The 13946-nt window shown below is 65.5% G+C and carries 9 protein-coding genes; 5 read left to right on the top strand and 4 right to left on the bottom strand.

Features of this window, described 5'->3' with window-relative positions; all coding sequences use genetic code 11:
* The first annotated feature begins 120 nt into the window (after nucleotides 1-120).
* The 3 genes from HFK18_RS10905 (at nucleotide 121) to HFK18_RS10895 (ending at nucleotide 7594) form a co-directional block, all read left to right on the top strand.
* On the top strand, nucleotides 121-2982 hold the full coding sequence (locus HFK18_RS10905; RefSeq protein WP_180166299.1) for a TonB-dependent receptor: 2862 nt from the start codon (nucleotides 121-123) through the stop codon (nucleotides 2980-2982).
* A gap of 189 nt (nucleotides 2983-3171) precedes the next feature.
* A complete protein-coding gene (locus tag HFK18_RS10900) occupies nucleotides 3172-5277 on the top strand; it encodes a M13-type metalloendopeptidase (RefSeq protein WP_100553135.1) in 2106 nt (701 codons plus the stop codon).
* 310 nt (nucleotides 5278-5587) lie between these two features.
* On the top strand, nucleotides 5588-7594 hold the full coding sequence (locus HFK18_RS10895; RefSeq protein WP_180166298.1) for a M13 family metallopeptidase: 2007 nt from the start codon (nucleotides 5588-5590) through the stop codon (nucleotides 7592-7594).
* Nucleotides 7595-7721: 127 nt separating this feature from the next.
* On the opposite strand, the gene HFK18_RS10890 is transcribed toward HFK18_RS10895, so the two are convergent.
* Complete coding sequence (locus HFK18_RS10890) at nucleotides 7722-9377, bottom strand: SDR family oxidoreductase (RefSeq protein WP_180166297.1); 1656 nt, start codon at nucleotides 9375-9377, stop codon at nucleotides 7722-7724.
* Between the two features lie 125 nt (nucleotides 9378-9502).
* On the opposite strand from HFK18_RS10890, the gene HFK18_RS10885 reads away from it, so the two are divergent.
* Entirely contained in the window at nucleotides 9503-9985 is a 483-nt protein-coding gene (locus tag HFK18_RS10885; RefSeq protein WP_180166296.1) for a VOC family protein, read from the top strand.
* Nucleotides 9982-11568 (top strand): NAD(P)/FAD-dependent oxidoreductase, encoded by a 1587-nt coding sequence (locus HFK18_RS10880; protein ID WP_180166295.1) that lies wholly within the window; start codon nucleotides 9982-9984, stop codon nucleotides 11566-11568. The genes HFK18_RS10885 and HFK18_RS10880 overlap by 4 nt, the downstream gene beginning before the upstream one ends.
* A 177-nt stretch (nucleotides 11569-11745) precedes the next feature.
* On the opposite strand, the gene HFK18_RS10875 is transcribed toward HFK18_RS10880, so the two are convergent.
* From HFK18_RS10875 to HFK18_RS10865, 3 genes are all read right to left on the bottom strand, one after another.
* The gene (locus HFK18_RS10875) at nucleotides 11746-12420 is read right to left on the bottom strand and encodes a rhomboid family intramembrane serine protease (RefSeq protein ID WP_180166294.1); all 675 of its coding nucleotides are present in this window, start codon (nucleotides 12418-12420) and stop codon (nucleotides 11746-11748) included.
* Nucleotides 12421-12513: 93 nt separating this feature from the next.
* Nucleotides 12514-12942, bottom strand: coding sequence for an MGMT family protein (locus tag HFK18_RS10870; RefSeq protein ID WP_240196465.1), 429 nt, complete (start codon nucleotides 12940-12942; stop codon nucleotides 12514-12516).
* Nucleotides 12849-13769 carry a DMT family transporter gene (locus HFK18_RS10865; protein WP_100554164.1) on the bottom strand — a complete coding sequence of 307 codons (921 nt, stop codon included), beginning with the start codon at nucleotides 13767-13769 and terminating at the stop codon, nucleotides 12849-12851. Before HFK18_RS10865 ends, HFK18_RS10870 begins: the two co-directional genes overlap by 94 nt.
* Nucleotides 13770-13946: the final 177 nt, after the last annotated feature.

Raw genomic sequence — 13946 nt, 5'->3', positions numbered from 1 at the left:
GAACCCCTGAATTTCCCCTTAGCAACAGTGAGTTACACAACGAGGGTATTCATGTTGCATTTAATTTACGCTGTGCATACACTCCGTTAACCGAAGCATAACAAGTGGGGATCCGACACAATGCGCAAGACCAACCGCCTTATTACGCCCAGCCGCCTGCCGCTCGCCCTGGCAGTGCTTGCCTGCCTGCAGGCAGCTCCGGTGCTGGCCCAGGAATCCACCCGCGAGGAAGCAGCGGCGTCAAGTGCTTCGAAGTCTGACAAGAAGGCAACTGACCTTGACAAGGTCACGGTCACCGGCTCCCTGATCCGTCGGGCGGACTACGAGACCACCTCGCCGGTGTTCACCATCGACACCGAGCGCAATGCCGCCCAGGGCCAGACCAGCGTCAGTGAATTCCTGCAGAAGTCGGCGATCGGCGCCGCCGAAACGCAGATCACCAATCAGTTCGGTGGTTTCACCACCAACGGTGGTACCGGCGTACAGACCTTCTCGCTGCGTGGCCTGGGCGCGAACCGCACGCTGATCCTGCTGGACGGCCAGCGTCCCGGCCCGGCCGGCACCCGCGGCGCGGTCGGCGCATTCGACCTGAACGTGCTGCCCACCGCTGTCCTGCAGCGCGCCGAGATCGTGAAGGACGGTTCGTCCTCGATCTATGGCTCCGACGCCGTGGCCGGCGTGGTCAACCTGATCACCAAGAAGAATTTCGAACGTCCGGAACTGACCATCAGCGGTCGCGTTCCGACCGAGGGCGGCGGCGAAGTGTTCTCCGCATCGCTGGCCAACGGCTGGAACTTCGACAACGGCAGCATCGTTGCCGCCGTGGAATGGTATCGCCAGAACGAACTGACCCGCGGCGACCGCGATTTCTTCAAGTGCGCTGAAGACATCGTATGGGACGACAAGGGCAACCGCATCGACCGCGTTGACCGTTCGATCCTGGCCGGCACCAATCTGGCCAACTGCCAGAACATGCTGCACAACGTCATCGACGTCGGCGCTACCCGCTACGTGCCCAGCACTGATGGCAGCACGGTCGGTCCGTTCCCGGGCTATCGTCCGCGCGCGAACCAGACCTATGCCAACGGCAATCCGCTGGCGACCTATCAGGAGCCGTACAACTTCCCGGCCTATGGTCAGAGCCAGATCATCAACCGCCAAGAGCGCAAGACGGTCTACTTTGCCACTGACTTCGGCTTTGACTCGTTCAACTGGAAGACCCAGTTCCTGTACAACAACCGCACCACGGACAACTTCGCCTGGCGCCAGTTCTTCCCGACCGTGCTGATCCCGGGCACCACCACCCGCGCCCAGCCGGTGCTGCCGTTCAAGTCAGCTTCGGAGACCGAAGTTGACTACTACTACTTCGCCAACAAGTTCGATGGCGGCTTCGGCAGCAGCACCTGGGGCTGGGAAGTCAACGCCAACTACAGCCACTCCAGTGGCAAGTACAGCAACCTCGGCATCCGCAACTCGATCAGCGGCGACATCGGCCGTCCGGGTACCGGCACCGCAGCGGCGAACTACTTCGATCCTGGCTATCTGAATGGCTCGAAGGTCGACGAGCTGGTCTCGATCCTCGGCGTCTGGGCCAAGGGCAAGACCACCTACGATCAGACCACGGTCAACGCCGTGTTCAGTGGTGAGCTGTTCGATCTCCCGGCCGGTGCCGTGGCCACCGCCGTCGGTGTCGAGTACCGCAACTACAAGATCGACGACCAGCCGGGTGCCGATTTCGCCGACATCTGGGGTTCGACCACTGCGGGTCGCACCAAGGGCGATGAGAAGGTGAAGGAAGCCTTCCTGGAACTGGACGTGCCGGTCATCAAGGGCGTTCCGGGCATCGAGTCGCTGTCGCTGAATGGCTCGGGCCGCGTCTTCAAGTACGACACCGTGTCCGGCTCGGACAAGGTGTGGAAGTTCGGCGTCAACTGGCAGATCATCCCGTCGCTGCGTCTGCGCGGCACCATCGGCACCTCCTACCGTGCACCGGGCCTGTACGAGCTGTATCTGGGTAACCAGACCGGCTTCCAGGCGCAGACCGCCATCGATCCCTGCATCCGCTGGGCCGAAGGCAACAACAGCAACGCAGCTGCCAACTGCGCCGCTGCCGGTATTCCGGGCGACTACACCGCTGCGGGCAACAGCAGCGCCACCGTCTTCACCCGCGGCGGCGCTGGCGGCGACCTGAAGCCGGAAACCTCGCGTGCACGCAGCCTCGGCCTGGTGTTCACCCCGGAATTTGCTGACCTGAGCATCGCGATCGACTACTTCGACTGCGAAGTCAGCGACCAGATCACCGCGCTGAGTGCAGCCTCCATCCTGGAAGGCTGCTACGAGTCGACCACCTATCCGAACCGGTACTGCGACCTGATGCGTCGTAACCCGAATTCGGGTGCCAACGCGAACATGGTCACCGAGGTGTACGCGCAGTACTTGAACATCAACCGCCAGCGTACCCGCGGTTGGGATCTGACCCTGAACTGGGAACACGAGTTCAGCTTCGGCAAGTTCTCGCTGGATTCGCAGGTCACCTATACGGTTGAAGACACCGCCGAGCTGTTCGACAGCGCAGCTGCCAGCGGCCTGTCCTCGTCCGATCAGCTGGGTGATTTCGGTCGCCCGGACCTAGTCGGCAACCTGGGCCTGAGCCTGGAGCGCGGCGACTGGACCTACAACTGGATGACCCAGTACATCGCGTCGACCCAGGACCCGGACCTGTCGGAGACCTTCACCTATCAGGGTCGTCCGAATTCGTACCGTGACATCACCGCTGGCAGCCGCTGGTACCACACCGCCTCGGTGAGCTACGAGCAGGCCGATTGGCAGATCCTGGTGGGCGTCTCGAACGTGTTCGATGCCAAGCCGCCGCTGATCTCCAGCAGCGTGTACTCCTCGCGCTACGGCAACACCCACCCGTTCGCCACCCAGTACGACTACTACGGCCGCACCCCGTTCGTGCGTCTGAAGTACAAGTTCTGATCCAGCAACAAATGCAGTACCCCCGACAGACCCGGCTTTTGCCGGGTCTGTCTTTTTCCGGTGCCGGCAAGGCCCTTGCGCCCGGCCATGACCTTCGACACCCTTGCAGTGCGGGCCGGCGGCGTATCGTTCGGCCCACGGCCGTCACCACGGCCCTTCCCTGACTCACTCGGCCTGGAGGCCATTCAAGTGACCCGTACTCCCAAGATCGTGCTGCTGACCCTGGCCGTTTCGGCCGCGCTGGTCGGCTGCGGCAAGAACGAAACCCCGGCAAAGGATGCCACCGCCTCCACGCCGGCCGCGGCCGACGCCGCCACCACCTACAAGCTCGACGAGAGCAAGCTGCCCGCCTACAACGCCTTCCAGGCCAGCGATCTGGACAGCAACCTTGACGCCTGCACCGCCTTCGGCGACTACGTCAACGGCAAGTGGCTGGCCGCCAACGAGATTCCGGGCGACCGCACCAGCTGGGGCGCCTTCACCATCCTCGACGAGCGTTCGGTGGCCGTGCAGCACCAGCTGGCCGAGCAGGTCGCGCAGGTCAAGAACCCGGCCGGCATCGAGAAGATCGTCGGCGACCTGTGGGCCACCGGCATGGACGAAGCCAAGGTCAACGCCCAGGGCATCGAGCCGCTGAAGGCCGACCTGGCTGCGATCGATGGCCTGCAGGACAAGGCCGCCATCGCCAACTACCTGCGCACCAGCGCCGCCAAGGGCGAGAACGTGCTGTTCGGCTTCGGCGCCGAAGCCGACTTCAAGAACTCGGCCGTGAACATGGCCTACGCCAGCCAGGGCGGCCTGGGCCTGCCGGACAAGACCTTCTATACCGACGCGTCCAAGGCAGACAAGCTGAAGGCCTACCAGGCCCACGTGGCCAAGGTGCTGGAACTGTCCGGCGTCGCCGCTGCCGATGCTGCCAAGCAGGCTGAAGAAGTCGTCAAGTTCGAGACCCGCCTGGCCAAGGCATCCAAGTCCAGCGTCGAGCTGTCGCGCGATGTCTCGCTGTACTACCACCCGGTCAGCCTGGCCGAGGCCGATGCGCTGACCCCGAACTTCAGCTGGACCGAGTTCTTCAAGTCGCAGAACGTGGCCGCGCCGGAGAAGTTCTCGCTGGCCATCCCGGCCTTCCACCAGGAAGTGAGCAAGGCGCTGGGCGACACCGATCCGTCGGTGTGGCGCGCCTACCTGCGCTTCCACACCGTGGACAGCGCTTCGCCGTACCTGGCTGATGCCTTCGTGCAGGAAAACTACGAGTTCTACGGCAAGACCCTCAATGGCCAGAAGGAACAGAAGCCGCGCTGGAAGCGCGTGCTGGGCACCATCGAGAGCGACGCCGGCGAAGCCTTCGGCCAGCTGTACGTGAAGGTTGCCTTCTCGCCGGAAGCCAAGGCGAAGATGGAAGAGCTGGTGAAGAACCTGGCCGCCTCGCTGAAGGAACGCATCCAGGGCCTGTCCTGGATGAGCGAAGAGACCAAGGCCAAGGCCATCGCCAAGTGGGAAACCTTCACTCCGAAGATCGGTTACCCGGACAAGTGGCGTGACTGGTCGGGCCTGCAGACCAACCGTGACAGCTACCTGGGCAACGTACGCGCGGCCACCGCGTTCAACTACCAGTACAACCTGGCCAAGATCGGCAAGCCGGTGGACAAGACCGAGTGGGGCATGACCCCGCAGACGGTCAACGCCTACTACAACCCGCTGCAGAACGAGATCGTGTTCCCGGCCGCCATCCTGCAGCCGCCGTTCTTCGACCCGAAGGCCGACGACGCGCTGAACTACGGCGGTATCGGTGCGGTCATCGGCCACGAAATGACCCACGGTTACGACGACCAGGGCAGCCGCTTCGGGCCGACCGGCAACTTCGAGAACTGGTGGACCGAAGCCGATTCGAAGAACTTCGCTGGCCTGACCGGCAAGCTGGTCAAGCAGTTCGATCAGTACAAGGTTGACGGCCAGGCCGTGAACGGCCATCTGACCCTGGGCGAGAACATCGCCGACCTGGGTGGCCTGGCCACCGCCTACGACGCACTGCAGAAGGCGTCGGCCGGCAAGGAAGACGCGAAGATCGATGGCTTCACCCGCGATCAGCGCTTCTTCTTCAACTGGGCTACCGTGTGGCGCACCAAGTACACCCCGGAGAACGCCAAGGTCCGCCTGGCAACCGACCCACACGCGCCGGCGCAGTTCCGCGCCATCGGTGCGCCGTCGAACCTGCCGACCTTCACCGCGGCCTTCCAGTGCAAGCCGGGTACGCCGATGTCGCGCACCGGCGACTCGCAGGTGGTGATCTGGTAAGCCACGGCTGAGGCCACGGTTTGCCTGCAGAGGCCCGGGATTTCCCGGGCCTTTGTTTTTTTGCGGCGCCAACCATCCACGCGTGGCGTGGCTCTACTGGCGCCGGCGCTGGCCCAAGCCGTTGATGGATGCCGACCTGGGTTGGCGCATGGCGCCAAGGAAACACCGTGATGCGTGCATGCCGTGCCCATGCCACCCACCCGGTAGCGCCGGGCCATGCCCGGCGGATGCACCGTGATGCGTGCATGCCGCGCCCATGCCCGGCTTGCTATAGTTCGCCCGCCCTCAATCCATCACGGATTCGTTCTACATGCCCAACTTCCGTCCGCTTGCCATCGCCCTGGGCATCAGCCTGGCGACCCTGGTTCCGACCCACGATGCGTTCGCCGCCAAGAAGAAGGCCGCGCGCGCCCCGGCCGTCAGTGCGCAGTGCAGCGATTTCTACGACGCCACCAACGCGGGCTGGCTGAAGGCCAACCCGGTGCCGCAGATCGGTGCCGCCACCGCGTTGGGCCAGCTGGTCGACCGCAGCCGTCAGCAGCAGCGTGAGCTGCTGGACGCCTCGATGAAGGCGCCGCAGGGCAACGTGCAGAAGCTGCTGGGCGACTTCTGGGCCAGCGGCCTGGACGAAGCTGCAGTGGAGGCCGATGGTTCCAACCCGATCGCGCCGTTGCTGACCCGCATCAACGCGATCAAGAAGGCCAAGGACATTCCCGCCTCGATCGCTGCGCTGCATCAGGTCGGCATCCCGGTGGCCTTCAACTTCGGTCCGGACGTGGACCTGAAGGCACTGGACCGCCACATCGGTTACTTCATGCAGGGTGGCATGGGCCTGCCTGATCCGGCCTTCTATACCCGCACCGACGCCGACACCGTCGCGTTGATGGGCCGCTACCGCAACTACGTCAAGCAGATCCTGGCACTGACCGGCACCCCGGCGGCCAAGCTGGACGCCGAGTCGCAGGCGGTGATCGCGCTGGAAACCGAACTGGCCCGCAACGCGCAGTCGCTGGCGGGCATCAACAACCCGTTCAACAACTACGCGCCGATCTCCACCAAGGACCTCAACAGCCGCTATCGCAACCTGCAGCTGGATGCGTTCCTGAAGGCACAGGGCGTCAACGATGACCTGGTCTCGCTGGCCGATCCGGCGCTGTTCAAGCAGCTCGACGGCATGGTCACCAAGCTCAAGCCGGACCAGTGGAAGGCCTACCTGCGCTGGCGCGTGGGCGACTCGATGGCGCCGTACCTGTCCAAGGCGTACCGCGATGCGGAGTTCGAATTCCGTGGCCGCGTGCTGCGTGGTGAGACCCTGCCGCCGCAGCGCTGGGAAAGCGTGCTGGACGCAATCAACGTGGCCGCTGGCCCGATGGTCGGCCGCGAATACGCCGCGCGTTACCTGTCTGCCGAAGACCGTCGCCAGGCGGCGTGGATCGTCGACAAGGTGCGCGAAGTGCAGATCGAGGCGGTCAAGAACAACAGCTGGATGAGCGCCGAGGCCAAGACCGAAGCGCAGGCCAAGCTGGCCGCGCTGAAGATCGAGATCGGCACCCCGCTGCGCGACCTGGACTACAGCGTGCAGCCGATGGGCCGTGGTTCGTTCGGCGGCAACATGCTGATCGCTTCGACCTGGCGTCACCGCGAGGAAATGAAGCGCATCGGCAAGGGCAACGCCGACCGCCGCTGGGACGTGCTGCCGCAGCAGCCGTCGCTGGCCTATGACCTGGCGCAGAACCGGCTGATCGTCACCGCCGCGATCCTGCAGGGCCCGGTGTTCAACGCCAAGGCCGATGCCGCCGACAAGTTCGGCAGCTTCGGCGGCCTGGTCGGCCACGAGCTGACCCGCGCGATCGACGCCAAGGGTGCACTGGTTGATGCCAAGGGCGAACTGCGCAGCTGGTGGACGCCGGCCGACAAGACCGCCTGGACCCTGCTCGGCAGCCGTGTCTCCACGCAGTACGGCGCCTACGAGTTCCCCGGCGTGAAGGGGGCCAAGGTCAACGGCACGCTGACCCAGGAAGAGAACCTCGCCGACATCGCCGGTCTGGAACTGGCCTGGGCCGCCTACACCGCGCAGGAGCCGAAGGCCAAGCCGGCACAGCAGCAGGGCTTCTTCCGCGCCTGGGCCGCGCTGTGGCCGCAGCAGCTGTCGCCGAACGAGGCCGCACGCCGCCTGACCGCCGACATCCGTGCACCGGGCCGCTGGCGCGCCAACGGCCCGCTGTCGAACCTGCCGGCGTTCGGCGCCAGCTTCAGCTGCAAGCCGGGCCAGCCGATGCAGCGTACCGACGCCGAGCAGATCAAGGTCTGGCGCTGAGGTTGATGCGATAGCCGTAACGGAAAGGGCGCCTTCGGGCGCCCTTTTTCGTGGTTCTGGCCATCCACGCATGGCGTGGATCTACTGCCGTTGCCTGGGGTGGATCCACGCCAGGCGTGGATGGGCATCAACCCGACTCCAGCGTTCCCCTGTAATGCACGATCCGCCCCACCACTGGCGCGCCGATCTCCACGTCGAAGACAAAGCATCCGTCCTCATCACTCTCGAAACTGTTTTCCCCCGGCAGCAGCCATTGCGGCAACGGCATGCCCAACAGCGACCAGCGTCGTGGCACCAGTTGCAGCCGCCCGTTGTCGACCAGCAGCGCCAACGCTACCGAGATCACGCCGAAGCGCTCGACCAGCAGTGCCTCGTTGCGCCCCTGCCCCTGCGTCTGCAGCGAAGAGAAACGACGGCCGGCAAAGGTCCGCGTCCAGCGCTCACCGCCGGCCTCCGGGGTGAACTCCACACTGACCGGCAGACTCTCGCCCGCCGCGGGAAAGCCGAACACCTTCCCCAGCAACCGCGACAGCAGCCCGCGACCACGTTCGACCGATGCCGTGCCGCTCCAGCGCTTGGCTGCAGACGGTGCGTGCAACGCCTGCACGCTGGCCGGCAGTTGCGCGTATGCGCTGCCAAGCACGCGCTGGTACAGGCTGGCACCCGGCATGTCCCGGCGGAAACCGGTGTGGATGGTGCGGCCTTCAAACAGGCGGTCGTAGTCGCTCAACTCCAGCGCATGCGTGGCCGCGCGCGCCCCGGGCGTCGGCCGATCACCGGCCAGCTGCTTGCGGATTACCGCCTCGATCGCCATCGACGGAATGTACGGACCGTCATCGGCCTCGGCCAGCAGGTGCCAGCTCTGTTCGACGCGCGCGCCACCGCGGGTGCCTACCGCGCGGACGATCATGCCGCCGCGATGTTCGCCGAACTTCATCAGGTTCAATACGGTGTAGAACAACCGCGAACACGGCTCCAGCGACGGCAGTTTCAGGTGCAGACGCGCCTTGGCCAGCAGGTTCAGCACGCGATGCAGGATTTCCGGCACCGGGCCAGCTCCCATCCAGATATCGGTCATCGTCGGATGTTCGGGTGGCAGCACCTGCAGATCGGGCACATCCACCAGCGAGAAATGCAGGTTGCGCAGCGGCAGTCGCCCCGGCACCGCGACGGTGAAGCGGCGGCTCTCGGCCAGGCCGATGCCGTGCCCATCGCGACCATTGCGGCGCAGCTTCACCGGCGAACCGGCATAGCCGACCACCGCACGCATCACATTCAGGCCAATGCCGGCATAGGGTGATGGCGCGATGCCACCTTCCACGCTGACGATGTCCATGTGCGAGGCCATCTCGCGCAGCACCGCCGCAGTCAATACCGGGAAGCTGCTGACGCCGGACAGCACGTAGATGCCGGCCGCCCTGGCCTGCGCGTCGTACTGCGAAACGCCGAATACGAAGTCCGCGGCGTCGGCGAAGTCCAGATAATCAATGCCGGCAGCGATGCAGGCTTCGATCGCCGCGTAGCGATGTTCGCCGTAGTCCTGGAAAGGACCGGAGGCATCCACCACGAGGTCCGGTCGCTCGGCCTGCAGGGCCGTGGCCAACTGTTGCCGGTCGACCTGCAGCGGGCGCAGTGTCGATTGCCCCACATAGCCTGTGCAGAAGGCCTGCGCCGCCGCCAGGTTGCGGCCACCGATCAGCAGTTCCAGCATCGGCAGGTCCGCCAGCAAGCGGACCAGACGCCCCCCGAACACCCCATATCCACCCAGAATCAGGATCTTCACGCATCGTCCCTGTCGTGTCGTCTGCCCATGGTAGCGCGACGCCGCCAGCTCCCGCAGTGCAGCACGATCCGGCATTAACACGACCCATGCTATCGCTGCGCCTTCGTCCACTGCGGAGCCCCGCCATGGCTCACAAGAACAGGATCTGCGTCTGGTATGACAGCGGTGCGCTCGAGGCCGCCACGTTCTACGCAAAGACCTTTCCCGACAGTGAAGTAACCGCCGTGCATCACGCGCCAGGCGACTTCCCCGATGGCAAGCAGGGCGACGTCCTCACCGTCGAATTCACGGTCTGCGGTGTCCCCTGTGTCGGCCTCAATGGCGGCCCGACCTTCAAGCACAGCGAAGCGTTCTCGTTCCAGATTTCCACCGAGGACCAGGACGAGACCGATCGCCTGTGGAATGCCATCGTCGGCAACGGTGGCCAGGAGAGCCAATGCGGCTGGTGCAAGGATCGCTGGGGCATCTCCTGGCAGATCAGCCCACGCATGCTGATCGAAGCGGTGACCAGCAAGGACAAGGCCCTGGCCAAGCGCGCCTTCAACGCGATGATGCCGATGAAGAAGATCGACATCGCCACCATTGAAGCAGCGATCCGCAACGCATGACGACGTGGGACACGATCATCGTTGGCGGCGGCCACAACGGGCTGGTGTGTGCGGCGTACCTGGCGCGCGCGGGGCAACGGGTGCTGGTGCTGGAGCGCCGCGGTGTACTCGGCGGTGCGGCGGTCACCGAAGAGTTCCATCCCGGCTTCCGCAACTCGGTGGCCTCGTACACGGTGTCGCTGCTGCAGCCGAAGGTGATCGAGGAACTGCAGCTGCATGCGCACGGGCTGCGCATCGTCGCGCGGCCGGCCAACAACTTCCTGCCATTGCCCGATGGTCGCTACCTGCTGTCTGCACCGGGCCGCACCCAGGCGGAAGTGGCGAAATTTTCCGAGCGCGATGCGCAGGCGCTGCCCGCCTATGAAGCGCGCCTGGAAGTATTTGCCGACGTGCTGCGCGACTGGGCGCTACGTCCGCCGCCCGACCTCGGGGTGACAGCTGGCTGGCGCGCGCTGCCCGCGCTGTGGCAGATGGGCCGGCTGGGGCGCGAGCTGGCCGCACTCGATCCTGCATTGCGGCAGGAACTGCTGGATCTGTTCACGCTGTCGGCCGCCGAATACCTGGACCGCTGGTTCGAGAGCGAGCCGATCAAGGCCCTGTTCGGCTTCGATGGCATTGTTGGCAACTACGCCAGCCCCTACACGCCCGGCAGCGCCTACGTGCTGCTGCATCACGTGTTTGGCCAGTGCAACGGGGTCAAGGGTGCCTGGGGCCACGCCATCGGTGGCATGGGTGCGATCAGCCAGGCCATCGCCGCATCCGCGCGTGCGGCAGGTGCTGAGCTGCGTGTCAATGCCGGCGTGCAGCGCCTGTTGGTTGAAGACGGACGCGTGGTCGGCGTCGCGTTGGCCGGCGGTGAGAGCCTGCGCGCACGTGCGGTGGTGGCCAACGTCAATCCGAAGCTGCTGTACGAACAGCTGCTGCAGCCTGCGCAGGTTCCCGCCACCACCCGCGAACGCATGGCGAACTGGCGCTGCGGCTCGGGCACGTTCCGGATGAACGTGGCACTGTCGCGACTGCCGGATTTCCGCGCTCTGCCCGGCCCGGGCGACCACCTCAGTGCCGGCATCATCATGGCGCCCAGCCTGGATTACATGGACCGTGCCTGGCTGGATGCACGCCGCGATGGCTGGTCGCGCGAGCCGATCGTGGAGATGCTGATTCCGAGCACACTGGACGACTCGCTGGCGCCACCCGGCCAGCATGTGGCCAGCCTGTTCTGCCAGCACGTGGCGCCGGAGCTGCCCAATGGTCGTCACTGGGATGACCACCGGGATACCGTCGCCGACCTGATGATCGCTACCGTCGATCACTATGCCCCCGGCTTCGCCGACAGCGTGCTCGGTCGGCAGGCGCTTTCACCGTTGGATCTGGAGCGGACGTTCGGGCTGATCGGCGGCGACATCTTCCACGGGGCGCTCAGCGCCAACCAGCTGTTCTCGGCACGGCCGATGGTCGGCCAGGCCGGCTATCGCGGCGCCCTGCCCGGCCTGTACCTGTGCGGAGCGGGCACGCATCCGGGCGGCGGGGTGACCGGTGCGCCCGGGCACAATGCGGCGCAGGTGGTGCTGCAGGACCAGTAGATCCACGCCATGCGTGGATGTGGGTACAACCCGCCGCCTGCATGACCTGCTGTTGGTAGGCGCCAACCTTGGTTGGCACAACGTGGCAGAGGTGATTGCCAACCAAGGTTGGCATCTACCGGCGTCAAAGCGTGCCAACCAAGGTTGGCACCTACCCGCGTCAAATGAGCCTGCGGCTCATTTGACGCTGCGCAGATGGTTCGGGCGCTTCGGCGGGCCGGGGGGACGACGCTTGTTGAACGGCGGTTGGCCACGCCAGTAGCGGATCAGCAGCCAGCCGAACAGCATGCCGCCCAGGTGCGCGAAGTGGGCCACGCCCGGCTGCCAGCCGGTCATGCCCAGCACCAGCTCGCCGACGCCGAACAGGATCACGAACGTACGCGCCTTCATCGGAATCGGCGGGAACAGCAGCATCACCCGCTGGTTGGGGAACAGCATGCCGTAGGCCAGCAGCAGGCCGAACACACCACCGGAAGCACCCAGCACCGTGGCCGGGTTCTCCAGCATCGTGCCGACCAGCAACTGGCACAGGCCGGCGCCGACAACGCACACCAGGTAGTAGATCAGGAAGCGCTTCTCGCCCCAGGTCTGTTCCAGCGGCGCGCCGAACATGAAGACAGCCAGCATGTTGAAGAAAAGATGCCCGAAGCTGCCATGCAGGAAGCCGTAGGTCAGCAGCTGCCACGGCTGGAAGTTGCCACCCGGCGAGAACGCATCGAAGCCCTGCTGCAGCGGCTGCAGCATGAACGGTTCGAAGGTCTGCATGCCGAGCAGGAACGGCTGCTGCAGCAGGAACAGGATCGCGTTGGCGATCAACAGGGCCTTGGTAACGGTTGGCAGTCGCGGGAACATGGGGACACCGGCATGGAACGGCCTCCATCATAGCCGCAGCACCGGCCCTTTTTGACCCGAGCGGACGGTCGCCCGTTCAGTCGCAGGCAGCGATCAACCCGGTCCCCATACGGCCGCATCCAGCGCCGCCGCCGGGTCGGTCGCGGGCATCCGCACCCGGCCGTTTTCCACGACGACACCCTCCGCACGCAGCCGCTGCGATTGTTCGCGCCAGCCGGCCGAACCTTCGGCCATGGCGATGCGCCCATCCGAGCGCAGCACCCGGTGCCAGGGCAGTGTGGGATCCTCATTCTGGCCGAGGATGCGCGCGGTCAGCCGGGCGCGTCCGGGCAGGCCCGCGCGCATTGCGACCTGGCCGTAGCCCATCACCTGTCCCGGCGGAATCGCATGGATCACCGCCAGGATGCGCGCACGCGCCTGCTCCGGTGTCAGCGGCGCAGCCGCGTCACCAGCAGTACGCCGAGCAGGACCAGCACGGTGCCGGCGATCTGCGCCGGCCCCATCGGTTCGTCGAGCAGCCATAGGCTCATCACGATGGTGGAAACCGGGCCCAGCATACCCACCTGCGCGGCCAGCGACGAGCCGACGCGCTGCACCGCCAGCATGATCGCCAGCACCGGCAGCACGGTGCAGACCGTCGCATTGATCAGCGACAGCCACTGCACCGCAGCGGGTGCCTGCCACAGCAACGGCAGTGGATGGGTGATGGTGAAATGCAGCAGCACCAGCACACTGGCCACGCAGCTGGCATAGGCGGTCAGACGCACCGCGCCGATACGGGCGACCACCTGACCGCTGCCGAACAGATAGAGCGCATAGCTGAGCGCACTGCCCAGCACCAGCAGGCTGCCGAGAATGATCTGCCCACCTTCGCGCTGCAGGTCATGGCCGAACGCGATCAGCACGCCGAGATAGCTGAGCACCAGCGCACCGATCTGCCAGCGACCCGGCCGCTGCCGCGCCAGCAGCACGTTGATCAGCAGCACCAGGGTCGGGTTCAAGTACAGGATCAACCGTTCCAGGGTCACACTGATGTACTGCAGGCCCTGGAAATCCAGCAGGCTGGACAGGTAGTAACCAGTGAAGCCGAGCCACAGCACGCGTGCGCGGTCAGCCCAGGACAATCGCTCCGCACGGCGCGACGCCCACACCGCCATCAGCGCGAACAGGGGCAGCGCCATCAGCATGCGCAGCGCCAGCAGCGTGGTGGCATCCACGCCATGGCGCAGCCCGAGCTTGACGATGATGGCCTTGCCCGAAGCGGCAACGGCGCCGATCGCAGCCAGGCCGATGCCGCCCAGGGCGATACGCGGGGACGTGGTGGCAATGCGGGTGGAAGAGGTAGACATCAGGAAGAAGACGGGCCGCACGGGCGGCTGCAAGGAGCCGGATAGCTTCCAATTGTCTCATGGCACTTCCGGGCGAACGATCCGATTCCCGTTCATGCCCACTGCAATTCCTGATCCACGCATGGCGTGGATCTACGTGTCGACCAAGGCCGACACCCACCAACAGCAACACAGAAC

Source organism: Stenotrophomonas sp. SbOxS2, assembly GCF_013416715.1.
Classification (GTDB): Bacteria; Pseudomonadota; Gammaproteobacteria; order Xanthomonadales; family Xanthomonadaceae; genus Stenotrophomonas; species Stenotrophomonas lactitubi.
The sequence above is the reverse complement of the archived record's forward strand: the minus strand, read 5'-3'. Positions and strand labels throughout refer to the sequence as shown.

Coding starts and splice junctions, on each gene's coding strand:
- HFK18_RS10905 (WP_180166299.1), top strand. CDS start 121: ATGCGCAAGACCAACCGCCTTATTACGCCCAGCCGCCTGCCGCTCGCC.
- HFK18_RS10895 (WP_180166298.1), top strand. CDS start 5,588: ATGCCCAACTTCCGTCCGCTTGCCATCGCCCTGGGCATCAGCCTGGCG.
- HFK18_RS10885 (WP_180166296.1), top strand. CDS start 9,503: ATGGCTCACAAGAACAGGATCTGCGTCTGGTATGACAGCGGTGCGCTC.
- HFK18_RS10880 (WP_180166295.1), top strand. CDS start 9,982: ATGACGACGTGGGACACGATCATCGTTGGCGGCGGCCACAACGGGCTG.
- HFK18_RS10875 (WP_180166294.1), bottom strand. CDS start 12,420: ATGTTCCCGCGACTGCCAACCGTTACCAAGGCCCTGTTGATCGCCAAC.
- HFK18_RS10870 (WP_240196465.1), bottom strand. CDS start 12,942: ATGGCTGCTCGACGAACCGATGGGGCCGGCGCAGATCGCCGGCACCGT.
- HFK18_RS10865 (WP_100554164.1), bottom strand. CDS start 13,769: ATGTCTACCTCTTCCACCCGCATTGCCACCACGTCCCCGCGTATCGCC.